Below are 25689 nucleotides of genomic sequence, written 5' to 3' on the forward strand. Positions count from 1 at the left end.
TAATTCCTTGAATGTAAGTTTAAATGAGACATTTTTTGTTCGGAGATAAATAGGAATTATAATGACACAATCAATTAAACTCACAACTGATCAAATGCGAATGATGTCACTTTTCCAAAATGTAACTGGTGCAACAGCACGTGATTGTGTAGAAGATGAAAAACAAGATAGAGTAATTTTTGTAGTTAATACTGGTAAAATGGGACTTGCAATTGGCAAGGGTGGAATTCATATCAAATCATTACAAAATATTGTAAAGAGAAATGTCGAATTGGTAGAATTTGATGAAGATCCGGCAAAATTTTTGTCTAATTTGCTTAATTCAAAACTAATTTCTGAAGTAAAAATAAATAAACGTCCTGATGGAACAAAACAGGCAATAGTTATGGTAGATGCAAGAAAGAAAGGAATTGTAGTCGGAAGAGAAGGCAGAAATGCAGAGAAAGCAAGACTTCTTGCAAAACGATATTTTGATATTAGTAGTGTGTTGATTAACAGTCCTGAACGGGCTACTTTGGAGATGTAATAGATGAGAAAATCACCACTTGGATTATTTGCTGGAAGAGTTCTTACAACTAAAAAGAAAAAACAACGTTGGGCAATCTCTACTTACAAGAGAAGAAAACTTGGTATTGATAAAAAGGCTGATCCTTTAGGGGGAGCACCTCAAGCACGCGGTATAGTTTTAGAAAAAGTAGGTATTGCAGCAAAACAGCCAAACTCTGCTATTAGAAAATGTGTTCGAGTTCAATTAATTAAAAACGGAAAAACTGTTACAGCATTTTTACCAAGAGACGGTGCCATGAACTTTATCGATGAGCACGACGAAGTACACATTCAAGGTATGGGTGCAACACAGGGTGGTGCAATGGGAGATATTCCTGGTGTAAGATTCAAAGTTTTCAAAGTTAACGGTACAGCATTACATGAATTAGTAATTGGAAAGAAGGAGAAACCAAGGAGATAGAGAAATGGCACAAACTAAAAACTTGTTATTATTTAGAAAATGGGATTTGTCTGATATTGAAGTAAAGGATCCTGGATTAAAAACTGCAATCTCTTTGAGAAAGCAAATTCTGCCTTATACCTATGGGCGTTCAGCTTTGAAGAGATTCAATAAAGCAGATGTCAACATTGTTGAAAGACTAATCAACAAAACAATGCACTTTGGAAAGAAATATGCAAAGAACACCGGTAGAATGACTGGTAAGAAAACTAAACTTCTCAATACCGTAAAAACTGCTTTTGATATTATTGCACTAAAAACTGGTCAAAACCCAGTTGAAGTTTTAGTTAGAGCCATTGAATTCTCTGCTCCTAACGAAGACACTACCAGAATCGTATACGGTGGTACTGTATATCACGTATCTGTCGATGTTGCTCCAATTAGAAGAGTAGATTTAGCTTTGAAATTTATCGCAGATGCTATCAAAGAAGCAACCTTCTCAAACCCAAAACCAATTGAGGAACATATGGCTGAACAACTTATGCTTGCAGCAGCAAATGATCCTGCAGCACCTTCTGTAAAGAAGAAACACGAGTTGGAAAGAATAGCACAAGCATCAAGATAATAGTTTTAGAAATTTTTCCAGTAGCCCGAGGCAGATTCGAACTGCCGTCTCCGCCTATCCATTCCTGAGATCCAGAGGGCAGAATCCTTGACCACTAGACTATCGGGCTACTGAAATAAACCCTAATGATTTAGCATATAATCATTTGTTGCAATTACTTTAGTCTGACTTCGTGAATTACAGTTGCATAATCGCAATCTGCTCTTAGTCTCATGTAGGGAATTAGCTTGTAGTGAATTGAATAGATGTTTCCTTCTTTTAGTAAAATTCCTTTTTGTAACAATGATGCTAACCCTCTTGATGGAATTGTAATTGAAATGTTTTTTTCTTTGCAAACTTGTTCTCTTTTGTTTTGAAATTGTTTTAGAGAAAATGAAACATCGTTGATTTCTAAAATTAATGGCCAAACAATTTCTGCCCACACAAATCTTCTGTTTTCTGTTGCAGAGGCGTATTTCCCTTTTTCACTCAACATTAATAACATCTGCAGCATATGTTATAATTCATCAGTTGTCTCAAAAAGAAATCGAAGAATCATTAAACTTGTTACAAAAGGATTGGGATGTTGACCCGATACTGCGCAATTTCATGCTGGGCAAAATTACAGACGTATCTGACTATAAAATCAAAGTCAAAGATGTTGTCTTTCACGTTCCTTATTTGAATTCTGAAAAAAAATACATTTTGTGGAAATGCTATTGGCCTGACTGTCACAACTGCTGTGATAGACAAGGTAGATTGCCATTGTCCTCTGATGATCTAATCACTATTGGCAAGGGATTGAAATATTCTAAGACTTCGGATTTTATAAAAAACGAAACACTGACTGCCACATATCAAGAACCTGGACCTTCAGGGCAAATGACTACAATGACTACAATTAATCTGAAAAGAAAAACCGATGAAACAGAGGCCGATGATGGAACCCATATCTCTTGTAGATTTTTAGATGGTGAAGGGGGATGCTCTATGCATCCAGACCGTCCTGGGGTATGCTATCTGTATCCGTTTTCTAGCTGGCTTGAAAACGAGCAAGGAAAGGCTAGAGTCCATGCAACATACCAATTCACTGGGGATTGTCCTGGGTTTTACTTGGCAGATTCCCTAGATCCGATGAAAGACGAATTCAAGGATTATTCTAAAACCATATACGATTACAACATGGCATCAAACAGAACAAATCGTGAAGGCTTTGGATCTGTTAGTTTCTCTTAGATTATTTTATCCGTAACGGTTAAATGCAAAATTTTTGATATCATATCAGTAAAATGATAAAGTCTTCTGTTCTAATTGGTTTTGTAGCCTCATTGTTGTTTGTAAGTTTAATCGCGTATTCCCTTCCTGCATTTGCTCAAGGTCCTGATAATCCTGGTAAACCTGACGTTATTGCAGTTTCTGGAATTGTTCCAGGAAAGAATTTAGTTGTTCATATTTTATTAGAAGTTCCACCTGGGGCTGATAGAAATCAAGCAGCTGCTGCTGCCCTTGCAAGTCAAGGTGCACGAGCATTCACTGTTGAAGAATATTCTCTAACTGGTTTAGTTTGGGACCAATTCTCTGATGGTGATCCTGGAAATGATTCTGTTATTCAGAGATACAATCCACAAAATGATCCTACTGGCGGTAATGGACTTACTGCATTACTTAACACTCATGCTACTTGGAATAATGTTGCCACATCTAGTTTTGCTTTTGAATATGGTGGAACAACAGGCAAATGTCCTTCACTAGTTCAAGAATGTAAAGGTCGTCAAACCTTTGATGGTAACAATGATGTTGCATGGCTTGCATTAAGGGATGCAAACACCTTAGGTGTTACATGGTCCGGTACCAGCATTGATGAAGCAGATATGGCTTTGAATACTAATTTTGATTGGGCAACTGATGGTGTAACTAACTTTGATGTTGAAACCGTATTTTTACATGAAAATGGTCATGCTGCTGGAATTGGCCACTCTGAAGTTTCTGGTGCAATCATGGAACCTGTTTATGCTAAACCAAATCGTATATTGCAACAAGACGATATTGATGCGTTAACTGCTCTATATCCTGGCACCTCTACTCCTACAAACAATTCTCCAACTGTATCAATCTCTAGTCCTTCTGATAATTCATCATTTGACTCTGCATCTGTAATCCTATTTGCAGGATCTGCAAGTGACATTGAAGATGGTGACATTACTGCTAATTTGTCTTGGACATCAAACATTGATGGTGCCATTGGCACTGGAGGTTCATTTTCAGCTTCTTTAACTGATGGAACTCATATTATAACTGCTCAAGTTACAGATGCTGGTGGAAAAACAGCTACTGATTCAATTACCATTACTGTTGGAGAAATAATTGTTGCAGAAAAGACCTCTGTTAATCCAATAGTCTACAGTCTTACTGGTGGAAAAAACAGTGACAGACATTTACTAGTTACAATTCATGTTGTAGATAATCTAGGCCAAGGTGTAGCCGGCGCTAATGTATCTATTACATTAGATCGTGATACACCTCCACCATTCACATATACTGGAAGTGCAACCACTGGAACAGATGGCAAAATCACATTCCAATTAAGTAATGCAAAAAGTGGATGTTATACAACAGTTGTAGCAGTTGATTCTGTTCCTGCTTGGGATGGAGTACAACCACAAGATGGTTCTGATCCTGAAAATCCTGGATTCTGTAAACCTTAATCTAATTTAAAAAACTAAATTTTACTTAGGCTTTAGCGACTTTCATCAAATCTGCAATCTTGATGTTCATTCCAAATCTGTCTTCGTTCTTTTTCATGTATCTAAATATTGCAATAAAGTCTGGCAGCGCTTTTAAGAAACTGAAATCCTTGTGAATCTTTGCTCGAACAAAATTGAAAACTTTGGCATACACCTTGTAGTGCTCCTCCACTGCTTTCTCATATGCTTTGAAATCATGCATGTTCTCCAAGAATATATCAACACACTGCATTGATGGGATGATTCCCTCCCCTAGCAGAGCATAGACTGTACCGATTGATTCCCCAACACCTACGACCTTGCCTGAATAGTATGGCTTGCATCTGTCCGGTGTTGCAAGTCTGATTGGCCTTCCCTTGGTTTTGAGAACCTTGCCACCGTGTTTCTTTAGGAAATCATCAGTTGCCTTGATGTGCTGTTTATTGTAATCACCTGCACCAATGTGTGCATATTTTTCACCCAGTGGGAAATACCAGAAATATCCTGACATTCCAGGAAATGGCTCTATGTAAAAGTCGTCATATGGAACCTTGTCTTCGTACTCTACCTTGTATTCGTATGTTGGTAAAAAGAAATCTTCTTTTAATTTTGGCAAGTACACTCTGTGAAATCCAGTACAGTCAACTATCATGTCGTACTCTTTTTCAAGCTCTTCAAGTTTTGGTGCTTCTCCGTAGATAACTTTGGAGTCTTTTATGAAATCCTTGATCAGTGCTAGCTTGTCATATGTGCATAACCCTTTGAGTCCTATGTCGAACTTTACATCGTTGTTCATCTTGACATGCATGTTTTTTCCATCATGAATTAGAAAATCATTAAAATCCCTGCCAGTCTTTTTGCAAAACTCTGTTAGGACTGGTTTGATTGTTCCCCATGCGCAAATAGAATCGTGGTTCTCTTCTCGCATTCTCTCATATCCGGTAACGTCGTGTTCAGAGTCTTTTAGCCTGGCCATAAGATAAGAGCCTGCTACTCCCATGCCCATCACTGCAATCTTCAAGATGTTTGCAGTCAGCCTGTGCCTAATAAATACACTATCTGATTTTGTTCAGGTAAATTATTCCTAGTATGAAAAGATAGTGAGGATTAAATATGAAATTCACACTAGGAATAATGTGAAAAGGTGAGTCTGTCGTCTGAGAACAATCGTTTCAGGCCTTAAGACAAGTCGCTGTCATCAGAAAACCTGCGGTTTCTGATCTTAAGCTAGGAGCTGTCATCGGCGCTTTTTCGGCGCTGATCTTAAGCTCAATTGCCTTTTCATTTACATTAAATTTAGGTAATTTTTGCTGTTGTCATGGACGTCTTCGAAGCTATAGAGACTCGCCGTGCAATCAAAAAATTTGACAGCACATATACAATGAGCAGTGATGATGTCCAGAAATTATTGAGCCATGTTATCTTGGCACCTACTAGCTACAACCAACAGAACTGGAGATTTGTCTATGCTACTGATCAGTCTGTAAAGGAAAAAATTTCAGTTGCAGCAAGAGGACAGGCCCAACCAAGAGACGGCTCTTTGGTTATAGTGCTGTGCGGTGATACAACTGCATGGAGAACTGACCCGCTGCGTTACTGGAAGAATCATCCTGCAGAAAAACAAGAGACGGTAAAGGCCGCCCTTGAGAGAAAGTACAAAGATAATCCGCAGAACCAACGAGATGAGGCAATCCGTTCTTGTGGGATGGCAGCTCAGACAATAATGCTTGCAGCAAGACAGATGGGACTGGACTCTTGTCCTATGGTTGGATTCGAGTACGATGAACTAGCTGATGTGATCAAACTTCCCGAGAGCCACGTAATAGTAATGATGGTAGTAGTTGGGAAAAGAGCAGAAGATGCAGCAGAACGTGGCGGCCAGTTGCCATTGAATCAGGTCGCATTTGAGAATCATTTTTAGCTTGTAGGAATATCTTTTATTATTATAAAGTGATAACAATTTCATGGGGACTGAGGAGGCAATCAAAAAACTAGAGACCTCAAACCAGGGACTAAAAGTAATTTTGGATAATCTTGATGAGCAGCTTGCAGCAATACGCGCTGACCCAAAGCTTACGGGAATGGTAGATGACTTGGAGACTCTGTTTTACGCATACCTGAAAACCTGGATGAAAAGCAATAATGAAATCATTGGCATTCTAAAGGAGAAAAAATGAGGATTTTCTCAATCCTCATAGTCTGATTCTGACTCATCAAAATCGTCGTATTCGTCTGGTGCGTTACTGTTGTAACTCATTGCAAGTGTGGGTTGGAATTCTTGGATTTAAACAATATGAATAATTGATTCTGTTTTGGAATGCATCTAGATAAAAAAACGAGCTTCAAAAGACTATTTCTTTTTTGAAGCTTTTTTTGTCGTTTTAGCTGCTGTTTTTTTAGCTGTTGTTTTAGCTGTTGTTTTAGCTGCTGCTTTTTTCTTTGCTGCCATTATCCAGATAACATTCCACATGGATTTCTATTCGTTAAATTAACAAAAATTTACAAAACAAGTATTATTTGAATCACTTTTTTTCTCAGATTTCAATATCTTTAAGTTTAGAATTGATGAGAAGAAATTATGGAAGGTGCAGAACTTGCAAAACGAGACCACCAGAGAAACAAATCTGAAATAGTAAAACTGGTCAAGGAGATGTTTGATCAGGACAAATGGGGAGATGAACAATACAAGATCAAACTCCAGGAGCTAGTTGTAAAAGACGAGGAGCTGGTCCGAGATGTAATTGCCAAGATAAAGCAGGAGCGAGAACATGAAGCCTGAATCAATTAAAATTCTAACTGATGAGTTACAGTACAAGCTTGGCCGCATAGAGTTCTTCAAAAGTAGGTTAGAAGAGATGGAAAACAAAGACAAGGAATATGACCAGTCCACAAGACGGCTAGCCAAACTAATTGATGAGGCAGTAAACCTTATCCAAATAATGAAGATAGAAGAGCTTGACGAGTTTTCACAATATGAAAACACTCTGAAAACTCTCCAAAACTCTTAACTTGTAGTTTTTGAAAAAGCATTCATTGGAATATGAGATTGTAAAAAACCCGATGGGTCTAATTGAGTTTTCGCTAAACAAAAATGAGAAAATTACTGCAGAAGCTGCTGCAATGGTATACATGAAAGGAAACATTGTAACTGAAACCAGGATGAGAAAGGGCGGATTTTTCAAATCCCTCAAAGCTGCAGCCCTTGGTGGCGAATCATTTTTTGTAAATGAGTTTATCGCAGAAGAAGACGACTGCAAGCTAGGCCTTACTGGAAACATGCTAGGAGACATTGAGGTAATTGATGTAGATGAGGAGTTTATCGTCCAGTCCGGCTCTTTTGTCGGCTCTACAACCGATGTGACACTGGACACTGCATGGCAGGGGTTCACCAAGGGCATCTTTGGAAGCAATCTGTTTATGCTAAAGACTGTAGGTGCTGGCAAAATGTTTGTCAACGGATGGGGCGGAATTTTGAAAAAACAACTCGGATCCGGCGAGAAGATGATACTGGACAACTATCAGCTAGTTGCCCTGAGCTCTACTGCGGGATACAGGGTCACAAAGCATGGCAGCATGAAGACTACACTGTTTGGGGGAGATGCACTAGTAATTGAGATTGTGGGGCCTGGCACCGTATACCTGCAGACTAAGAACATCATGGAGTTTGTCCGTGCACTGATTCCGTTTTTGCCCAAAAGAAACTAGAATACAATTATTTGTGTAGTTTGTAGTGAATTAGAAATGGGATTCAAAGATTTTTTTGTAAATGACAACACTGGAAACGTCTCAGTTAAGGTGCAGTGCACTGGATGTCAGAGAATAACAACTGTGAGAATTCCCTCTGGCAAATCATTTGAGAAATGGAATGAAAAGGCAAAGTGCTCTATTTGTGGCGCTGCAAAATGCTGGGAAAAATTTGATTAAAACTGGAACTGTGAATTAAATGTCTATTGTAAAATCTAAACTAAAATTTCTCTTGATTCTGCCAATACTTGCAGGGATTGTTTACTTTGGAACAAGCGTGTCTGATTTTGACATTATGGAAAGCATGGATACTCAAAAGTGGATGCTAGAGCAGTTTGCAATAAACTATGATGCAATGATGATTGCATGCAGTGCAGAGAATCTTAGTGATGAAGAACTGCAATCATGCCTTGATGCGTTCGTTGAGGTAAGGGAATTCTGTGCCACTATTACTGCTGATCAATGTGGTGATGAGAATATGGATCAGCTAGAGCAAAAATTACTGGACCTCTGATTGTAATTGCCAAAAGGCTTGGCAATCTGGTTTCAAACTCTGACTATTCTTCTATCTCTTCCCATTCTTGGTCAGGGGCCTCTAACTTTTCCCATTTGCTCTGAATGGATTTGAATATGTTCTTATTTTTTAATTGAATCATAGCGTAGTTATACAAAATTTGTATTTAACCGCGATTTCAGAATTATGCGTGAATTCTTTTGGTTCTCAGATGATTTTTATCCCTTTAGAAATGTCGTTCTTTGTGGGCTAGATGGGAATCGAAGACCCGTCAAGTCCACATCTAAAATTTAGAACAATAATTTCCCAACAAGACTAAACTCATCGCAATGTATGTTGGATTCTAGGTACAGTGATTGCTTTTTGTATGGTGATTGAATTTTTGATGTTCAAAGATATGCTTAAGTTCATACAAAAATTAAGTAATTAGTGGATTGTACTAAATGTGGTTTTGACATTAAAGAAGAAGATACACAGTTTTGCCCAAAATGTGGAACTTCACTAAATGATTTTGCTAATCCAAACACAGAGAAACCTGCTTCAAATACCACTCCATCTGGATTTCAGAGAACGCCTGAATGGAAATCAGAAGGAACTACACTTGTACTTACAATAGTTCTGGGATTATTTGGATTTGGAGGAATTGGACATCTCTACTTGGGACAACTAGGAAAAGGAATTGGCATATTGATTGTAGGAATTATTCTTTTGATTGTTGCAATTTTTACATATGGAATAGGGTTGGTCATATTGATTCCATTTGCAATATGGGTAATCTTTGATGCACGTAAGCAATGTAGAAAATATAACGATGTCTTGGAAAAAACAGGCAAAGCTCCCTGGTAGAAATTGAAACCAGTAATAATTATTGGAATTGTTATCGTAGGAATTATTGGCTCTATTGCAATCTTTGCATCTTTTCCAACTGACACTTGGCAAGACAAAAGAGTAGACATCATAGGAGTTGCACCCCCTGATGAGAACAAAGAAAAGATTGATTGTCTATCAAATGGTGGTACATGGGAGTTTGCTAGTTGTACCACAATTAGAGATACAAAACCTCCGATGATACAAACACCTGATTGCTCTGGTACTGCAAAATGTATTACAGAAACAGTTACAAAAATAGTTGATGGCGATACAATTTACACAAAAAATTACAAGATTCGTCTATCACTAACTAATACTCCTGAGAAAAATGAACCTCGATTCCAAGAGGCTGCAGCATTTACTGCCATGCATTGTCCTGTTGGAAGTATCATTACAGTAGACCAGGATGACTTGCAGCCATATGATGTCTATGATAGAATGTTGGGCAAAGTTTACTGTGAAGGCGGAGTAATCAATGAAATACTGCTATCTAATGGTCTTGCCAATATTTTGACTCGATATTGTGACACATCAGAGTTTTTAGGTGAGGATTGGGCTGTAAAATACGGCTGTGCTGCAACCAAGACTGAATCTTTAAAATCAGAAATCAGTAATTGTGATTTGTCGTATCCAGACTTTTGTATTCTATCTCCACCTCCAGATTTAGACTGTGGAGACATTCCGTACAAGAGATTTACAGTATTGCAGCCTGATCCTCATAGGTTTGATGGGGATAAAGATGGGATTGGTTGTGAATCATAACTATGCAGAACTATGCAACTTTTGAAAAATTTTCGAATCTACTATAAAAGAACTATTTCTTATCTCAACCTAACCCCGAGAAAAAATTAGTTCTCTTAATCAAGTATGTTCTATGTATTGTATGGCACAAATCCAAAAAATGGGAGGACCATACACCAAACAACAACAAGAAGACCGAAAAATCAAAGTCTTTGAATTGCATTTTGAACAAGGATATTCTGCAGTACAAATTGCAAAAATGCTTGATGTAAATAGAAACACAATCAACAAAGACATTGAATCTTGGTATTCTGAGATTCGTAAGGAACAATCTCATTCTAACAAAGATTGGTTTGACAAACAACTGCTGAGATTAGAATTTCAGCGAGCACGATTACAAGAATCTCTTGTTGATGGGCTCTCTTACAAAGATAGAATGCAGATAGAGAAGAGCATTACTCATATTGATTTGAGTATTGCCTCTTTTGTTGTAAAAATTGAGGTTTCTAAAAAATACAAACACTTGTAGTTTTTAGTTCTCTTTTATTTTTTATTTTTTCTCGTATGACCACATTTTTCCCATGATGATATGGTAATCTATCCAAGGATTTCCTGTCTTTCCAACTTGATTTAGAAACTCACTAAATTCTATCATAGAGTAATTTTTGAATGTGAAATTCTTAAACCAAATTGCATAGGCCCTCGAGGTGACTTGTCAAATTAGTTCAAGGCCCCTACAAAATTAACAATGAAATTTTATTCTCTGCCTGAAATTTAACCCCAAATCCGTATTTCTCTAGATTTATTGAATAATTTTACGTTCATACAGGTTGTTTATTGCATCCAAGAAATTCTGTTGTGTTATTAGTCCCTCTTTGACCCACTTTGCATTTTGATTTTTCATCCAAATTGGGATTTTATTACCTTCTATTCCAAGATGAGATAAAAATTCTTTATCAGAGGTTACTTCTGAGGAATATCCTGCCCAGCGATTAAACACTTGCCATGAAAAGATAGGTTCTGGATCCATTTTGGGTTCAACGTTTTCTGAATCCGTTTCTGATTTAGTTTGTAAAATCTTTGATGGAACTACTTGTATTGCATCAGGATAGTCCTGTTGAATTTGATTTCTAGATAAATCCCATATTACCAGATGTAAATATACACTATCTAATGGAACTGCAAATGAAAATTCAATTTCAATTTTGGTGTTGACGGCATCTATAGGAGTGGCCACAATATTTGCACTATCCAACATATTCGAAGGATTGTTTATTGAAAGAGGGTTGTTTTTTTCCCATCTAATATGAGTAGTCTTAAAGTCTCGACTAAGATCAGGTTGCCTAGTATCTAGATAAAGTGAAACATGTTCTAAATTATTGATTCCTTGATTCTCTCTAACCATCATAGAAATGGTAGTAGGTTGGCCTACTTCCAAAATTATTTTTGAATCAAGCAAATCTTCAACACCTTCTAGAGAATTTGAAATGTTTGAAATTGAGGGTTTTGATTTATCTCCTCCACTACCACCTCCAGATGAAGGAGATGTTGGAAGGGGGTTAAAAAATAATGAAACCGTGGAAGCAGAATTCACATCAATTGTGTTTATTCCACCACTAAAAGACCAGTCATTTGACAAAGCATTGTTTAGTTTTACTGCCGATAATTCAGTTCCAGTAACAGTCAATCTTTTATCAGTTAATCCAGCAGTATCAATAGTGAAATCAATTTGTGTGTCTGAGATAGATGTGAGACGGACATCATAAGATACAGGAGAACTATTTCTAAAAAAATTATATTTTCGAGATTCTGATGATTCAGTTAATTGTAGTGTTATTCCATTGTTTTGAGCAATCATAGTTTCAAAAGTAAATGGGGTGTTAAAGAATAACCTAAAACTGTTTGATGAAACATTAATTTCATCTACTGTTATTTCTGCAAATGTAAAATTAGAAGTAAAAAATAACGAAATTGAAAATAATGCTATACAAACAATTTGTTCCGATTTGGAAGAAAAAATATTATTAATCATATTTTATTCATAAAATAATTGACAGATTATTGTTTTTCAATTTATCTTCCACTCATAATCCAACTTCCTTTAAAGTAGTCAATATCCATGGATCTTGCAGAACCTGCAAATGTGTCAATGGTTACAAATGGGCTTAGTGCACTTGTTGGAATTTGTGCAGAGTGATTACATACATTAACATCATTTATTAGAAATCTTATGGTACCTCCGTCTTTTAGGATACGAAGGTTATACCATTGGTTTAATGTCACAGTACTTGAAGTTGCAGTAGTTTGATCAGTACCTCCTGAACTTCTCGTTCTACAAACCCAATGCGTTGTGTCAGCTCCAGTAGAAGATCCAGTAGTATCAAAAAGAAACATTGCATTTTCGCTTGTTAACTCACTTGCTGAAACAGTATTCAGATTTGCCCCTACTCTATAAGTTACAGTGGATATAGCTGTTGTTGGTCTTACAATAAAGGTCAAATCAAATGGGTTATCGGCATCAAAATTATTCAATGTAGGAGTACTACCCAAAAAGAAATCATGATCATTTCCACTAGTTGCGCCAGTGCCCAATCTTTTGATTCCCAAATGATCCAATTCTCCATCAATAAATAATCCAGTTTCAGTGCCTACTCCTGCGCTGGTCCATCGAAGTGTACTTTGAGCGCCAATTCCTGTAGCTGTGCCTGGACCTGATAAGAAATCATCAGATATGATGACATTGTTTTCTCTACCATAAATCAAATCATTGTAAACAGCAACCCAATTTGTTCCATCACTATACATATCCAATATCGCGTATGGATTTTTCATTTTGATTGTTAATGCTCCATTAATTGTATCTGAAGATTCCCCATCAATGGTTACTGGAGTTCCAGTTGTTGAAACATAATGGAATCTGTAATGCTTTCCAGTATTTCCAGTGGCATCAGGTAAGTTTACTGTAAATGCCGTTGTGGAAGGATTTAGTAGAACAACTTCATTATTGGTAGTAAGTGTAGCCGTACCAGTAATTGTTGCAACGTTCCAGTTATTTATCGTAAAACTATTTGCATTTAGATTTCCACCTAAAATTGCTGAATCAAGTGTAAGACTTTTTGTAATTGTTTGTGCAGAATCTCCAGTTGTAACAATATTGTGTCCTGTATTAAATTGCAAAGTACCTGCACCTGTGTCTGTAATAGTCACATTACCTGAAGTACCTGAGAAAACTTGTGCAGCAGAAGCATCCCCATTTATTGAAGTAACACCTTCAACATCATTTGCACATATCCATGAACCTGCCGATGCTTTTAGAACTTGACCTGCTGCACATCCCACATTAGTTACATTTGCAATATCATGTACAGATGATCCTGTCTTTGAAATCTTAGTCCAATCAATTCCTGCGTTTGATTTTATTTCATTATTATCAATATTTGTAAGAGTATTGGAATCAGCATCGATTGTTTTTGTAGTCAATGTCTGTCCATCATCAGTGTAAACAGTATCAGATGGAGATTGTGCTTTATCAATTCGTGAACTGCCATCCAATCCAGCATATCCTGAAGCTGCATTCTTGTTTACAGAAAGTTCTGCACCAGTAACTGTAACTATCACTTGATCTGCATCTGTGGTTAAATCAATGTTAGAGCCTTCTTTGAGAACTTTGAAAGGCAAATCTACTCCAGATTTTGCATTTGCCAATCCAAATCGTGTTGCATCGTCTGCCAGAGTGTTACTTGAAGTGTTAGTTTCACCAATTGGAACTCCAGAAAACTGCGTAAATACAAGGGGGGTTGTATCGAGAGTTATTGGATCATCTGTAGCCAAAACAAATCCAAAGTCTGCATTTACAGTTCCTTCCCTAACAAAACAAAACATTCCAGGTGTAACTTCTGCAGAAACATCCGCGTCAGTAGCTCTTGTGGGAGCACCACTAACATTTATTGTGTAAATACCATTTTCTTCTCCTGATGCTTGGTTTTTAATTAAAATTCTATTGCCTGTTGCTAATACCACGCCATCTATTGTATCACCATTTTCAAAATCACTTGCAAAAGTTCCTGCAGTAGTCGTTGCAACTCTGACAGATTGCTTAATATCCAACCCCTGACTTGTTGCATCAACATAATTTTTTGTTGCAGCATCAGTAGATGCTGTAGGGTCTGCAAGATTTGTAATCTTTTGATTGTTAAGGGATACATCAGATGTGGGAGATGTCATTTGGTCTAGTCTTGATAGAATAACTTGATTGTCAAAATCTGAAATTGTTGAAGCTGTTTGAGTGCCAGTATGACTTGCTCTTGCCAGAGGATCAGTAGCTAGTTTTGATAGAGCAATGTTTGCTCCTGTTTTGATTTCAGAATCATCAATATTAGTAATAGTATTAGAATCGGCATCAATATTCTTTGATGTCAGTGTTTGACTTGTATCTTCTAAGACAACAGTGCCAGATGAATCAGGGAACACATATGTTCTAACCTGAGTAAGACCTGCACCAGATAATTGGAGAAATTGATCAATAATGACTTGACCATCACTGAGGATTCTGAATAAAACAGTACTGGCACTATCATTAATGGTAAATGGGGGATCTGTTTGTGCAACTGCTTCATCTATTGTAATCTGAGGATCCGCATATGCCATACCATAAGTATGAAATCCTATTAACACTAAAAAAACAATAACTCTATTTTCATATCCAAGTCGTTCATTATGAAATGAGGTGACTATTAGATTTTATCAGAGTTTTATTAGATGAAATATCCACTTTTGGGAAATGTAGGCCGTCAAAGAGAACTGATTACCCAAATTTTATCATTTTAAAAACTATTCAATTAGTATTGCAGGCTTGAAAGGTCTTGCATGTCTTGCCTTTCCTTTTGGATCATAAATGTCGCCATCTGACTCTGAATACACTTCTATCTCCACTCCAAACTCTTTCTTTCCAATACTGGATAATTCAGATTTCAAAAATTCTTTTTCATTGAAATCATCTGATTCAAGCTTCATATTTTTAATTTCTTCAGACTCTGAATGCAAATCTTTGATCACTTTTTGAATATAGTCTGGCATTTTTTTGGCCTCTGTAGTTTCAGGATCTGCAATTAACTCCTTCATTACAACTCCCATGTTGTTTTGACCTCCTACCATGATACTCAATACTTTGCGATACACTTTGGATTTTAAATCATCTGAGTTTACATAGAGTACAATCTTCTTTGGAGTAATTTTTGTAACCTTGAGAATATTTGCAATATCATCTATGGTTGATTTTAGTAAATTCTCTGATTGAATTGACGTTGCATCCATTTCATCTTTAGAATAAACAGGCCATGCTGATTTTGATACCTGATTATCATTTCCAAGCTTCTCCCACATTTCCTCAGCTATGTGTGGTGCAAATGGAGACAACATTGCAACTCGTGCAGAATTTATTTTATACAATATTCCTGAAACATCTTTTCTCTCTTTAGCTTCTGTTCTTTTGTTGTACCAGCTCAAGTCAGATTCGAATGAAAACAAAATCTCGTGCAATCCTTCCCTTAGTCTCATTTTTTCTAGGGATTCAGTAACTGTACCAATCATGCTCTGTAATTTGGATAAAATCCATCTATCTTCTGCCTGTAACTCGGAAATTGGCTCATTTTTGAGCCTAGAGCATTCATCTAAAAGAGATGCAAGCTTGTTTTGAATACCATAAACTGATTCCATGTTAAAATCAGCATCCTGGAGTAGCTCAGCTGATGAAATTATTGCCAATCTAATTGGATCTGCACCATGGTCTCTGATTGCAGTTCGTAGTGGAATGATATTTCCCATACTCTTTGACATTTTAGCACCATCCATCATTACACTACCATTGACAACAATTTCTTGCGGCCAGAATTTTTTCTCAAATATTGCAACGTGATTTAACACAAAAAATGACAAATGGTTCTGTACCAAATCTCTACCTGAATGTCTTGAATCAACTGGATAGAAGTATTGGAACTCTTTCTTCATTGTTTCAATAATATCTTCAGAAAGTTTTGATGTACTTGCAGCTAACGACAAATCTCCTTTATCTAATAAAATGTAATCAAAGAACTCTGGAGTCAAATTCTCAGGTTGTACAGTTCCATCATTTACAAATCGTGAAATGGTATAGTATGCCATGTAAATTACACTATCAGACAATGACTCTACAATCCAGTCTTTATCCCATGGAAGCTTAGTTCCCAGTCCCTGTTGTCTTGCACATGCTCTCTCGTGCAACCAATCAATTACTTCTTTGAACTCTGTTCTGATGTTACTTGGTAGAATATTCATCTCGTCAAAGCAATTGCGAGCAAGTGCTTTCCATGATTCATCTCCATAATTGAGAAACCATTGGTTATTCAATACTTTAACAACACATTCTGCTCCACATCTGCAGTGCACTGGAGAATTCTCAAGCACTGGGAATTTTTCTAGTGTTTTATTTTCTTGGAGCCATGCTCTGATTTTGTCTCGTCCAAACTGGACCTTTTCATTGTTGAATTGTCCACACTTTTCATTTAGTTTTCCATCGGTAAACTCTTTGAGGTATAATTCCTTTGTAGCCTCTTCTAGCTTTTCATCTGACTGGTCTGAAACTCCTAGTTTCTCACAAATCTGTTTTGCAGGATAAACATCATATCCTTCTGTAACTATAATCGGAATAGGCTCAATTTTTGTGGCTAATTCGTGATTTGCAGCCTTCAAATCCATCAATGCCTGATAGTCTTTTGGTGCGTGAGCTGGTACTGACATTACTAATCCAGTGCCCATGCTAGGTTCTACAAATTCAGCAGGCAATATTGGAATCTTCCGTCCATCATGATTGATGGCATTTTGTCCAATTATTTCACTGCCTGAAATATCTCCTATTACGCTAACTTGCTTTTCAAAGAATTCTATTTTGTGTGCACATTCCTCAGAAATGATCCATTTCTCATCATCCACTGAAACTTTTTTGTATGTTACATTTGGGTTGACCCACAAGTTTGTAATTCCAAAAATTGTTTCAGGTCGCAGTGTAGTTACTGGGAAAATAAATTCTCCAAGCTTGAATTTGATCAAAAAGTTCTTCTCATCAATTTTTGGTTCTACATCTCCCATTGTGTCATGTTGTGATACGGGATTCTGATCTTTGGGACACCATCCAACTGGATGACTCCCCTGAATGATTCTGCCGTTTTCTTTAAGTGTAGTAATCTGCCACTCGATAAACTTCTGATAGCCTGGAACTATAGTAGTAAACTCTCGTCTCCAGTCAATGGAATAGCCCATCTCAATCATTCCAGACTTTATCTCTTCATGGAAATAATCTGCAATCTTTATTGGTTCAACAAATGTTTTGATGTCTTCTTCTGGAACGTGGTAGATGTTTCTCAATCCATCAAGAATCTCTTTTTCTCCAGCTTCAATTCTCTTTGCCATCCCAAGTACGGGAGTTCCGGTATAATGGAATCCCATTGGGAACAATACGTTGTACCCTTGCATTCGATAATATCTTGCATGAACATCAGCTAGTGTGTATGTTCGTCCGTGTCCAATGTGTTGGGGAGAGTTTGGATATGGATATGCAACTGTAATGAATTTTTTTGGTTTCTCATTTGGATTTGTCTCAAAGTCTTTTGATTCAATCCACTTGTTTCGCCATTTAGTTTCTAGTTCGTTCCAATTTATCATAGTATTATCCTAAAATCATTGATTTTGCTTTGGCTATTGCCTCGTCTTTTTTAGATGTGTCTTTTCCTCCCCCTTGGGCAAATTTGGCATCTCCTCCGCCAGAGCCGCCCAAAATTGAGGCTATCTCCTTGGCAATCTCGCCTGAATTGATACCTGATTCTGCCCCTGCATGCACCATTATTCGAATGGTTGGCCCTGATTCAAAAATTCCGCAAAATGCAGCGGTACTATCCTTGGCAACTAGCTTTTTACCAAAATTCTGATGGAAATACTCATCAAAATTCTCACTTGATGTAAAACACAATTTTCCTTTGGTGCTGATTCCATCTGACTCTGTTGATTCTCCAGCTAGAATCTTCTCTAGTAGTATAGGAATCTGCTCTCTAGCTTTGGCTTTGTTTTCCTCTCGCTGTTTTTCTAACTGCTCTTTTTGTTTTGCCTCTTCAGCTTGTTTTTTAGATTCTTCTTCTTGCTGTTTTACATACTCAAATGCGGTAGGACCTGAAACAAACTCTAGACGAACCACTCCGTCTTGAATTCGTTTAGTCTTTGTAATTTTGATTAGTTCGATATCTCCAGTCTTCTTTACATGTGTTCCACCACATGCCTCTACATCCTGATCTTCAATTGATACAATTCTTACTGACTTTACTGGGACTACGCCGCCCTGGTAAATTCTAAAACCGTATGTCTGCTCTGCAGTTCCCCTGTCATAGTAATCGATGCTTACTGTAAGGTTCTGTTTTACCATAGAGTTTGCAGCATCTTCAATTTCTTTTACTTGCTCATTAGTTAGTGATGAATGGTGTGTAATGTCTAGTCTGGCATGATCATCTTCTTTGAATGCAGAGTGCTGCCAAATCCATGAACCCAAAATTTTTCTCGATGATGCGTTTAGTATGTGAGTACTGGTATGGTTTTTTGTAATGTTTGCGCGTCTTGTTTCATCAACCTTACATTGTACAGTCTCGCCTTCTTTTGGAACTCCTCCTTCTAGCTTGTGAACAATAATGTTTGCATGTTTGTCTACGTTAACTACCTTGAATCCTGCAATAGTCCCATAGTCTGGCTCTTGTCCTCCACCTCTTGCGTAAAATGAAGTTCTATCTAATACTACTTGGTCATCAAATACCTTGAGAACTTTGGCTTCAAACTCCATTGGGTCATCTTTGTAAAATAGAGTCTCAGTTTCAGGCAATGATTCCAGTGGAAGTTCTGCTATTGCCTTTTTCTTTTCAGACTGGTGCAGATCAGATAGTTTTGAGTAAAATTGTGATGGGATTTCAGATATTGCATCAACTTCTTTGAGGTATTCAGGCGTGATACCGTCTGATTCGTACAGTGTAATGAGTTCATCAACTGTTGGCACGCCTCTCTCGCGAATCTTTTCTGCCTTTTTCTTCATGTGAACTTTGGAATCCTCGTATCTTGCAGATTCCAGCTTGAGTATTTTCTTGACGTCATCTCGTTTCTCATCTAGTTCTGGATATGTATCCTTGAGATAGTCAATGTGAGTATCAATCAAATCATCAATGTCTAGCTTTAGATTCAATCTGTTAATTGTTCCATTGATTCTTCGCAGCATCATTCTGAGATTGTATCCGCCCCCGACATTTGATGGCAGTGCACCATCAGTAATTGCAAAGATTAGAGTTCGCAAATGATCTGCAATTAGATATACTCCTTCAAGGGGTGTGATCATTTTGTTTAGCTGCTCATCTGTAATTCCTGCATTTTTTACTGCAAGACGTCTTACTTGATTCAAATCATCATAGTGATCAATCTCCTTTGCAATCTCTGTAAAGTATTTTCTCAAAATTTCTGAATCAGAATCAATTCCAACTTTTTCAAACAACTTTTGATTGATTGGACCAAAACAGCAGTCATATGCAGTTGGTGTTCCCATTGTAATCCATGCAAACCTCTCAAGTCCTGCACCCATGTCTATGACTCGCTGATCAAGTGTGGTGTGTTTTCCAAGCTCCCCCTGAAATTCTGTAAACACTGCATTTCCAAGCTCCAGTCCCCTGACAAAGTATTCCAGTGATGGTCCAAAAGATCCACCACCTGCCCACACGTCCTCTACAAAGACGACTTCTTCTTTTTTAATTCCAAACTGATCAGTGAGTAATCTAAAGTCCAAATCAACGCATTCATCTTTCCAGTATCCCCCCAAGTCCGGAACACTGTGCTGTCCAATCATACAAAAGCTTGAAAAGTGTCTTCCCGTTACTCCGACATTTTCCAAGTCCTTGAATCGCAAACAAGTCTGCGGAACTACAAGTGGGTTTGCAGGAAACTCAAAGACTACTTTGCTTCCCATCACTCTTTGAAAATCAACAACTGATGCAATTGTAAAAAACAGATCGTCTCGCCATCTGCAAACTACTGGATATCTGGAAACTGAAGTGTGATTGTTTTTTACAAAAAACTCTTCGACTTGTTTCCATGATTGCGTATAATCAAATCTCTTGCTAGTTGGAGGCTCGCCGATGAAAGAGTATGTGTCTGTTCCATCATCAGGACACAAATTCCTATCTGCATTTAGAGTCCAAAAGAATCTGCCACATTTTGCACAAGATTTTCTGACAAACCCCTGCTCTGAGAATAATTTGACATTATAGTATCTATCAGGATCTGCTGAAAACTCTTTTAGAATCTCTTTTTTATCCAACGACAAGCCTGCTAGAGACCAATATTAAGAATTACCGATGAGAAATCGGTCAAAGAAATTACAATAGAAAATGCAATGGGATACAAAGTTGAATTGATAGATTGCCACAATCTAGTCATTGTGATCTTCTGATTGAGATGACAAATTCTAACATGAATGTCATTGCTGATAATCTCAAATGATAAATAAAGACATCCTCCCAAAAAGTATGGTGTAAAATTGAGAAAGATTGAGGTAATCTGTTATGATCAGCAAAGCCAAAGCATCGAATTCACTTTAAAAAAATACAAGATTCCGTTTCATTCGGAATTGACAATGTCAGATAATCAAAAATTGCTACGATACACTGCAATCTGTCCTGACTCGTTGGCAAATGGATTAACCGATGAATTAAATAAAATCATAGACACCAGAACAAAAGATCTCTATGTCACAAGTTTTGTAATCGAAGCTACGCTATCTGATTACATTTCAAACTATATCAAAGAACTTGAAACAAAACAAGTCAAAGTAAAAAAGAAAAAACTAATTGAAGAATACGAATCCATAATTGAACCAAGCGTAAAATTTAACAGAAATCTACTTTTCATGATTATCATTGCTGCAAGCGTTGCAGTTGTGGGGTTGTTTGCAAATAATGCTTCATTGGTTATTGGCGCAATGCTGATTTCTCCATTATTAGGACCACTTTCCGCTTTTTCATTTAGCACTGCAGTTGGCAAAACAGACAAAATGTTCAAGTCATTTATTTCAGGACTTGCTCTATTATCGGCAGTAATTGGTACAGGTGCACTGTTAACACTAATTGCACTTCAGTTTACGGATCTGCCGTTAACAAACGAAATTTTATCAAGAACTGAAATGTCTCCGGTGTTCTTGGCAGTTGCAATTGCACTTGGATTGGCAGGTGGAATTGCACTTTCTACAAACATTCCTGGAATTCTTGTAGGTGTAGCTATTGCAGCTGCTTTAGTACCTCCTGCAACTGTTGCAGGTATCGGAATCGCGTTATGGGATTTTGATATTTTCTTTAGTGCGTTTACACTTACTGCGGCAAATATTATAGGATTAGTTTTAGGTATGATGGTTGTCTTTTTCGTTGGTGGGGTTACTCCAAGAAAGTTCTACGAAAAAGAAAAGGCCCAAAAACATATGATAGTTACAATATCTATTTTCATTGGGCTGAGTATTTTGCTAGGATTTTTGTCTTTAAAGCCGGAAATCTAAACCTCGTTCAGAAAAACCCTGATTCTAAAATGAATTTGGCAATTGGATAAGAATTGTAATTGCTTTCATTGTAAAAATTTCAACTTTTTATCCCAGTATCAAATGAGATGATAAAATCTGCAAATATTTGTGAAACATTAAGAATTGTCGATTAATGATACATTAAATACACTACAAGATATAGTGATTTTATGTTTGGCAGGAAACCTCAACTAAAAGAAGGAACTCATATTTTCTCAATTAAAAAAAATGGCGAGTTTAATGACTTTATTTTCGGCGTAGTTACCGGAGTTGATGGAAGAAAAGTAGGAGTCAACGGAGTGATTGTAAATCCAATAGGACTCAAAAACAAGATTGCTCAAGGAAAGACCGGTGAGCGCTCAAGAGAAATCCTTGAACATCCAAATCCTGACAATGTAATTCTGGCTTTGGTGTATAGAGTAGAGCATGAAAATTATGCCGAAGTGCTAGATCTTGATGTTGACAAGTGTGATATTATTCCTCCAAAAATCTACGCAATGCTAGATGGCTGGATTCGTGAATCATTACCTGAATTTTTCAATGCTGTCTTGTCATTACCTGAAGGCTCCGAAAGGGATGAGGCAAAACGAGTTTTGCGACAAAGAAAGGACACTTTGACTGATCCAAATCTGAAACGAACAGTGTATGCTGTTTGTCGAAGTCTGAAAATTCTGAACTGAGTTTTTCAGGCGTGAGTTCTCCATAGTTTTATATTATCCAGTAAGAAAATCTCGATACAATGGAATATGTTTACGCTGCTTTACTTCTTCATAAACTAGACAAAGAAGTTAACGAGGCAAACCTCACATCAGTTGTCAAAGCATCTGGTGCTGAAGTAAATGAAGCCCAAGTTAAATCTCTAGTCGCAGCCTTAGCCGATGTTAACATCGATGAGGCAGTTAAAGCCGCACCAGTAGCAGTTGCAGCAGCCGCAGCACCGGCAGCAGACGCAGCAGCAGCACCGGCAAAAGAGGAGAAGAAAGAAGAACCTAAAAACGAAGAAGCAGCCATGGAAGGATTGTCTTCCTTATTTGGCTAAACAACTTTTCTTTTATCAATTTAATTTTGTTAATCTTAATTACTCCTAGATCCCACTTTATATTGATTGGTTGATTTTTCTTTTCCCATAGATGGCTTTATCAGTATTCTCGATTACTTGGGTACGATAGCTTTTGCAGTTACGGGAGCTTCTAAAGCAATTGCACACAAGGCAGATATTTTTGGAATCATTGTTCTAGCTACTGTAGTTGGTGTTGGTGGTGGTGTAACACGTGATGTTATCTTTGGAAGATTTCCAACTGCCTTCTCTGATCCTATCTATGTATCATTGACAGTATTGGTTGGAGTTGTGATGTTCTTTTTGTTTAGACGACTCCAAAAACAAATGAATGTCTGGTTGGTCTTTGATGCAGTTGGGTTGGGTGTGTTTTCAATTTTGGGCGCATCAATTGCATACCAAGTGGTAGGATTAGAATTTCTTCCAATGCTCTTTGGCGGAATGATTACAGCTATCGGTGGTGGAATATTACGAGATGTCTTTGTTCGAGAGATTCCTATAGTATTTGTAAAAGAGGTGTATGCCATTGCAAGCATCATTGGAATTGTAGTGTTTTATGCAATATTATCTTCAGGTGTGGACATTCAGATTGCGTCTATACTAGGAATTGTTGTGGGAACTGGAATTAGATTATTGGCAATGAAGTTTAACTGGAATTTACCAAAGGTTAGAGAATTAGACTAGTTCTATAGTCTGAGTTTGCCTGACTCTATTCCTTGTTGTATAATATCAATCAAATTCTCAACACTGCAATTTCTCATCGACTCTGGCATGGTATGTGCATCATACTCTCGGAATCTACTAATCATCTTTTTGCGTATTACCATCTTTACAATTCCTGGTACTTCCTCATCGAACTTTTGCTTTACGTGGTTTAGTATCTCGTCTATGTCTTTTTGATCCATTTTGCTTCTTCAGTAATGATGCTCATAAAGCATTCTACTTTTAAAATCTAAACATTAGGATTATTTTCTAACATCCAAAGTTACTATGATCTCAGTTTCGTCCTTGTCAAAGTCATCATCTAATGTAATTTTCTTATCGACAAGTTTGAATTCTTCAATTAAAGAACCATCCTCTGCAAATGTTTTAACTAGTTTGCTTTTTGGTAAAACCGATACATCACTAGCATCGCGATACACTTTAACTGATTCACCGTTTTTTACTATGATCTTCAATCTGTTCATTAGACAAAATTAGATTATAAAAAGTAGATTATCTTACAATACATAAAATTTCTAATTACGGAGAAAATTGTTTGCTGATTTGTAGACTGGTTAGTCCTTGAGAAATTATGCAGGTGTGTAGTCTTTTGCTTGACTTGCAACTGCTTTTGCTTGTGCATCTGCTTTTTGCAAGATTTGCTCTTTTGTCTCATCTGTCATGAATCCAGATTCGATAGACAAAGAGCGGGCATATTGTGATGCTTTGCCAAGTATTTGTGAGATGTTGTCTGCAGTAACGTATGCTGCCTCGATTGACAATGATACTGCTTCTTGGTGTGCTTGTGCAAAAGAATCTCTAATCTTCTCAACATCGATTACCATTTCTGCTTCTGCATACTTTAGGCCGTCTTCTAATGCTGAATAAAGTGAAATTCCTGCCTCTACTGGCTTGATATCTAATTTACCTAGAATTGATGCTAATTTTTCATTGATTACTCCTCCTTTTTCAACTGGAGTACTGTCCTTTGCAATCCAAATTGTTCCTTGATCAATCTTTGTTGGGATTCCTGCCTCTTTGAATTCAGTAAGCATTGGTCCTGGTGCAATTCCCGTATTTTTTGCAGGGACTACAATGTCGACACTTGCAACATCTCCGCCTCTTGCTGCCATCATGATCTTGTTTTTGGCAAGAAGAACGTTTAGCTTGAATGGTGACATGTCTGTAAATATGAACATTATCTGACCTTTCAAATCATCAATCAGGTCTTTGATTCCTGGAACGTCTAATGTCTCAAGTGCTTTTACTGCAACTTTATCTTTGACACAGACAAATTCCACTTGACCCTTGAGTGTTTTTCTTAATGGTAAAATTTGAGTTGAACGAACTTTTCTCATCTGGATAATTGATACAACTTTGTATTTTTTTGGTAGCTCTAGTAGTTGTTGGTACATCTGGGTTTTTCTTTTAGGATAAGAAGTTCTATTTTCATGCAAATTTCTTCTTAACCTCTTGTGCTTGTTTGATTGGCTTGCCCATTGTAGTTTTAATTAAAATCTTTTTGATATTTTTCTCACCGTTTGGTAATTTCTTTTCAATTGCATTGAGAACTGCATGTGCATTAATTGCCAAATCTGAATCTTCCATAGTTACATCACCAATCTTTGATGAGATAGATAGTGATGCTCTTGTTCTAACTTTGATGCATGATCTGAATCTTTGCAAGAATGCTTCAATGGATGCATCAAACGGAACCGGTGTTGGCATTTTTCCCCTTGGACCTAAAAGTTGACCCAAAGTTTTACCGACAGTTGGCATTACTTTGGTATCTGCTAAGAAGAAATCATATTTGTTAATGAATTTTCTAGACTCTCTTTTGTTAGTTCCAAATTTTTCCAACTCTTCTGTTCCGATTACTGAATCTGCTTTTGCAGCTTTTGCTTTTTGGTTCATCTCTCCTGTTGCAATAATACATACAGTTGCAGGAGAGCTGGTCTTTGGTAATTGAACTACTTCGTTAATTGCAAATCCTTTCTTTACATCAATATCTTTGAAAGTAATGATCAGTTCTACGGATTGTTTGAATTTTCTCTCTTTTGTTGCAGCTTTTGCCTCTTTTACAAGATCAACTAGCTGAGCCTCTGTAATCATTACGAAACAATTTCTAGAAAACCTACTTAAAATCGTTTAGAGATTGAGTTTTTTGCCAA

29 protein-coding genes and 1 tRNA gene are annotated in these 25689 nt (G+C 37.1%); 19 read left to right on the forward strand and 11 right to left on the reverse strand.

Annotated elements, in window-relative coordinates:
* Positions 1–61: 61 nt before the first annotated feature.
* From NSED_RS01740 to NSED_RS01750, 3 genes are read left to right on the forward strand one after another with little or no spacing between them, the layout of a single operon-like run.
* Positions 62–526, forward strand: coding sequence for a NusA-like transcription termination signal-binding factor (locus NSED_RS01740; RefSeq protein ID WP_014964524.1), 465 nt, complete (start codon positions 62–64; stop codon positions 524–526).
* A gap of 3 nt (positions 527–529) precedes the next feature.
* Positions 530–967 (forward strand): 30S ribosomal protein S12, encoded by a 438-nt coding sequence (locus NSED_RS01745; RefSeq protein WP_014964525.1) that lies wholly within the window; start codon positions 530–532, stop codon positions 965–967.
* Between the two features lie 4 nt (positions 968–971).
* A complete protein-coding gene (locus NSED_RS01750) occupies positions 972–1571 on the forward strand; it encodes a 30S ribosomal protein S7 (RefSeq protein WP_026090018.1) in 600 nt (199 codons plus the stop codon).
* A 21-nt stretch (positions 1572–1592) separates the two neighbouring features.
* Here the strand turns inward: NSED_RS01750 and NSED_RS01755 are convergent.
* Positions 1593–1680 (reverse strand) — tRNA-Gln (locus NSED_RS01755).
* A gap of 45 nt (positions 1681–1725) precedes the next feature.
* Entirely contained in the window at positions 1726–2046 is a 321-nt protein-coding gene (locus NSED_RS01760; protein WP_026090019.1) for a hypothetical protein, read from the reverse strand.
* Positions 2047–2081: 35 nt separating this feature from the next.
* Between NSED_RS01760 and NSED_RS01765 the strand changes: the two genes are divergently transcribed.
* Both NSED_RS01765 and NSED_RS01770 read left to right on the forward strand, forming a co-directional pair.
* A complete protein-coding gene (locus tag NSED_RS01765; RefSeq protein ID WP_014964528.1) occupies positions 2082–2786 on the forward strand; it encodes a YkgJ family cysteine cluster protein in 705 nt (234 codons plus the stop codon).
* A gap of 53 nt (positions 2787–2839) precedes the next feature.
* Positions 2840–4255, forward strand: a complete 1416-nt coding sequence (locus NSED_RS01770) for a matrixin family metalloprotease (protein WP_014964529.1) — start codon at positions 2840–2842, stop codon at positions 4253–4255.
* A 25-nt stretch (positions 4256–4280) separates the two neighbouring features.
* On the opposite strand, the gene NSED_RS01775 is transcribed toward NSED_RS01770, so the two are convergent.
* Positions 4281–5294: an NAD(P)/FAD-dependent oxidoreductase gene (locus tag NSED_RS01775; RefSeq protein ID WP_014964530.1), complete on the reverse strand. Its 1014-nt coding sequence runs from the start codon at positions 5292–5294 to the stop codon at positions 4281–4283.
* Between the two features lie 297 nt (positions 5295–5591).
* Here NSED_RS01775 and NSED_RS01780 point away from each other — a divergent pair, with 297 nt between their 5' ends.
* The 10 genes from NSED_RS01780 (at position 5592) to NSED_RS01825 (ending at position 10671) form a co-directional block, all read left to right on the forward strand.
* The gene (locus tag NSED_RS01780; RefSeq protein ID WP_026090020.1) at positions 5592–6194 is read left to right on the forward strand and encodes a nitroreductase family protein; all 603 of its coding nucleotides are present in this window, start codon (positions 5592–5594) and stop codon (positions 6192–6194) included.
* A gap of 43 nt (positions 6195–6237) precedes the next feature.
* On the forward strand, positions 6238–6450 hold the full coding sequence (locus NSED_RS01785; RefSeq protein WP_014964532.1) for a hypothetical protein: 213 nt from the start codon (positions 6238–6240) through the stop codon (positions 6448–6450).
* A gap of 401 nt (positions 6451–6851) precedes the next feature.
* On the forward strand, positions 6852–7052 hold the full coding sequence (locus NSED_RS01790; protein ID WP_014964534.1) for a hypothetical protein: 201 nt from the start codon (positions 6852–6854) through the stop codon (positions 7050–7052).
* Positions 7042–7281, forward strand: a complete 240-nt coding sequence (locus tag NSED_RS01795; protein ID WP_014964535.1) for a hypothetical protein — start codon at positions 7042–7044, stop codon at positions 7279–7281. The genes NSED_RS01790 and NSED_RS01795 overlap by 11 nt, the downstream gene beginning before the upstream one ends.
* Before the next feature lie 25 nt (positions 7282–7306).
* On the forward strand, positions 7307–7978 hold the full coding sequence (locus NSED_RS01800; protein WP_014964536.1) for a TIGR00266 family protein: 672 nt from the start codon (positions 7307–7309) through the stop codon (positions 7976–7978).
* Positions 7979–8014: 36 nt separating this feature from the next.
* The gene (locus NSED_RS01805) at positions 8015–8197 is read left to right on the forward strand and encodes a hypothetical protein (RefSeq protein WP_014964537.1); all 183 of its coding nucleotides are present in this window, start codon (positions 8015–8017) and stop codon (positions 8195–8197) included.
* 19 nt (positions 8198–8216) lie between these two features.
* The gene (locus NSED_RS01810; RefSeq protein ID WP_014964538.1) at positions 8217–8531 is read left to right on the forward strand and encodes a hypothetical protein; all 315 of its coding nucleotides are present in this window, start codon (positions 8217–8219) and stop codon (positions 8529–8531) included.
* A gap of 429 nt (positions 8532–8960) precedes the next feature.
* The gene (locus NSED_RS01815; RefSeq protein WP_014964539.1) at positions 8961–9377 is read left to right on the forward strand and encodes a zinc-ribbon domain-containing protein; all 417 of its coding nucleotides are present in this window, start codon (positions 8961–8963) and stop codon (positions 9375–9377) included.
* Positions 9378–9380: 3 nt separating this feature from the next.
* Positions 9381–10163, forward strand: coding sequence for a thermonuclease family protein (locus tag NSED_RS01820; protein WP_014964540.1), 783 nt, complete (start codon positions 9381–9383; stop codon positions 10161–10163).
* Between the two features lie 121 nt (positions 10164–10284).
* A complete protein-coding gene (locus NSED_RS01825; protein ID WP_014964541.1) occupies positions 10285–10671 on the forward strand; it encodes a hypothetical protein in 387 nt (128 codons plus the stop codon).
* Positions 10672–10944: 273 nt separating this feature from the next.
* Here NSED_RS01825 and NSED_RS01830 read toward each other — a convergent pair whose 3' ends face one another.
* From NSED_RS01830 to alaS, 4 genes are all read right to left on the reverse strand, one after another.
* Positions 10945–12174, reverse strand: a complete 1230-nt coding sequence (locus tag NSED_RS01830; protein ID WP_016940046.1) for a hypothetical protein — start codon at positions 12172–12174, stop codon at positions 10945–10947.
* Between the two features lie 41 nt (positions 12175–12215).
* Positions 12216–14789 (reverse strand): head decoration protein, encoded by a 2574-nt coding sequence (locus tag NSED_RS01835; protein ID WP_237737698.1) that lies wholly within the window; start codon positions 14787–14789, stop codon positions 12216–12218.
* 183 nt (positions 14790–14972) lie between these two features.
* Positions 14973–17837, reverse strand: a complete 2865-nt coding sequence (leuS, locus tag NSED_RS01840; RefSeq protein WP_014964544.1) for a leucine--tRNA ligase — start codon at positions 17835–17837, stop codon at positions 14973–14975.
* 4 nt (positions 17838–17841) lie between these two features.
* The gene (gene alaS / locus NSED_RS01845; RefSeq protein WP_014964545.1) at positions 17842–20511 is read right to left on the reverse strand and encodes an alanine--tRNA ligase; all 2670 of its coding nucleotides are present in this window, start codon (positions 20509–20511) and stop codon (positions 17842–17844) included.
* Positions 20512–20730: 219 nt separating this feature from the next.
* On the opposite strand from alaS, the gene NSED_RS01850 reads away from it, so the two are divergent.
* The 4 genes from NSED_RS01850 (at position 20731) to NSED_RS01865 (ending at position 23500) form a co-directional block, all read left to right on the forward strand.
* On the forward strand, positions 20731–21738 hold the full coding sequence (locus NSED_RS01850) for a TIGR00341 family protein (protein ID WP_014964546.1): 1008 nt from the start codon (positions 20731–20733) through the stop codon (positions 21736–21738).
* A gap of 191 nt (positions 21739–21929) precedes the next feature.
* Entirely contained in the window at positions 21930–22439 is a 510-nt protein-coding gene (locus NSED_RS01855) for a hypothetical protein (RefSeq protein WP_014964547.1), read from the forward strand.
* Between the two features lie 59 nt (positions 22440–22498).
* On the forward strand, positions 22499–22798 hold the full coding sequence (gene rpl12p, locus NSED_RS01860) for a 50S ribosomal protein P1 (protein WP_014964548.1): 300 nt from the start codon (positions 22499–22501) through the stop codon (positions 22796–22798).
* 66 nt (positions 22799–22864) lie between these two features.
* Positions 22865–23500: a trimeric intracellular cation channel family protein gene (locus NSED_RS01865; protein ID WP_026090021.1), complete on the forward strand. Its 636-nt coding sequence runs from the start codon at positions 22865–22867 to the stop codon at positions 23498–23500.
* 2 nt (positions 23501–23502) lie between these two features.
* On the opposite strand, the gene NSED_RS01870 is transcribed toward NSED_RS01865, so the two are convergent.
* From NSED_RS01870 to NSED_RS01885, 4 genes are all read right to left on the reverse strand, one after another.
* Positions 23503–23721, reverse strand: a complete 219-nt coding sequence (locus NSED_RS01870) for a hypothetical protein (protein ID WP_014964550.1) — start codon at positions 23719–23721, stop codon at positions 23503–23505.
* Between the two features lie 60 nt (positions 23722–23781).
* Positions 23782–24003, reverse strand: a complete 222-nt coding sequence (locus tag NSED_RS01875; protein WP_014964551.1) for a hypothetical protein — start codon at positions 24001–24003, stop codon at positions 23782–23784.
* A gap of 105 nt (positions 24004–24108) precedes the next feature.
* On the reverse strand, positions 24109–24975 hold the full coding sequence (locus NSED_RS01880; RefSeq protein ID WP_014964552.1) for a 50S ribosomal protein L10: 867 nt from the start codon (positions 24973–24975) through the stop codon (positions 24109–24111).
* Entirely contained in the window at positions 24968–25630 is a 663-nt protein-coding gene (locus NSED_RS01885; protein WP_014964553.1) for a 50S ribosomal protein L1, read from the reverse strand. The genes NSED_RS01880 and NSED_RS01885 overlap by 8 nt, the downstream gene beginning before the upstream one ends.
* Positions 25631–25689 lie beyond the last annotated feature (59 nt).

This window comes from Candidatus Nitrosopumilus sediminis (assembly GCF_000299395.1).
GTDB classification, from domain to species: Archaea; Thermoproteota; Nitrososphaeria; order Nitrososphaerales; family Nitrosopumilaceae; genus Nitrosopumilus; species Nitrosopumilus sediminis.

What these genes read in the sequence shown, in the direction of transcription:
- NSED_RS01740 (WP_014964524.1), top strand. Translation starts at nt 62, where the DNA reads ATGACACAATCAATTAAACTCACAACTGATCAAATGCGAATGATGTCA.
- NSED_RS01745 (WP_014964525.1), top strand. Translation starts at nt 530, where the DNA reads ATGAGAAAATCACCACTTGGATTATTTGCTGGAAGAGTTCTTACAACT.
- NSED_RS01750 (WP_026090018.1), top strand. Translation starts at nt 972, where the DNA reads ATGGCACAAACTAAAAACTTGTTATTATTTAGAAAATGGGATTTGTCT.
- NSED_RS01760 (WP_026090019.1), bottom strand. Translation starts at nt 2,046, where the DNA reads ATGTTGAGTGAAAAAGGGAAATACGCCTCTGCAACAGAAAACAGAAGA.
- NSED_RS01770 (WP_014964529.1), top strand. Translation starts at nt 2,840, where the DNA reads ATGATAAAGTCTTCTGTTCTAATTGGTTTTGTAGCCTCATTGTTGTTT.
- NSED_RS01780 (WP_026090020.1), top strand. Translation starts at nt 5,592, where the DNA reads ATGGACGTCTTCGAAGCTATAGAGACTCGCCGTGCAATCAAAAAATTT.
- NSED_RS01785 (WP_014964532.1), top strand. Translation starts at nt 6,238, where the DNA reads ATGGGGACTGAGGAGGCAATCAAAAAACTAGAGACCTCAAACCAGGGA.
- NSED_RS01790 (WP_014964534.1), top strand. Translation starts at nt 6,852, where the DNA reads ATGGAAGGTGCAGAACTTGCAAAACGAGACCACCAGAGAAACAAATCT.
- NSED_RS01795 (WP_014964535.1), top strand. Translation starts at nt 7,042, where the DNA reads ATGAAGCCTGAATCAATTAAAATTCTAACTGATGAGTTACAGTACAAG.
- NSED_RS01805 (WP_014964537.1), top strand. Translation starts at nt 8,015, where the DNA reads ATGGGATTCAAAGATTTTTTTGTAAATGACAACACTGGAAACGTCTCA.
- NSED_RS01810 (WP_014964538.1), top strand. Translation starts at nt 8,217, where the DNA reads ATGTCTATTGTAAAATCTAAACTAAAATTTCTCTTGATTCTGCCAATA.
- NSED_RS01825 (WP_014964541.1), top strand. Translation starts at nt 10,285, where the DNA reads ATGGCACAAATCCAAAAAATGGGAGGACCATACACCAAACAACAACAA.
- NSED_RS01830 (WP_016940046.1), bottom strand. Translation starts at nt 12,174, where the DNA reads ATGATTAATAATATTTTTTCTTCCAAATCGGAACAAATTGTTTGTATA.
- NSED_RS01835 (WP_237737698.1), bottom strand. Translation starts at nt 14,789, where the DNA reads ATGGCATATGCGGATCCTCAGATTACAATAGATGAAGCAGTTGCACAA.
- leuS (WP_014964544.1), bottom strand. Translation starts at nt 17,837, where the DNA reads ATGATAAATTGGAACGAACTAGAAACTAAATGGCGAAACAAGTGGATT.
- NSED_RS01855 (WP_014964547.1), top strand. Translation starts at nt 21,930, where the DNA reads ATGTTTGGCAGGAAACCTCAACTAAAAGAAGGAACTCATATTTTCTCA.
- rpl12p (WP_014964548.1), top strand. Translation starts at nt 22,499, where the DNA reads ATGGAATATGTTTACGCTGCTTTACTTCTTCATAAACTAGACAAAGAA.
- NSED_RS01870 (WP_014964550.1), bottom strand. Translation starts at nt 23,721, where the DNA reads ATGGATCAAAAAGACATAGACGAGATACTAAACCACGTAAAGCAAAAG.
- NSED_RS01875 (WP_014964551.1), bottom strand. Translation starts at nt 24,003, where the DNA reads ATGAACAGATTGAAGATCATAGTAAAAAACGGTGAATCAGTTAAAGTG.
- NSED_RS01885 (WP_014964553.1), bottom strand. Translation starts at nt 25,630, where the DNA reads ATGATTACAGAGGCTCAGCTAGTTGATCTTGTAAAAGAGGCAAAAGCT.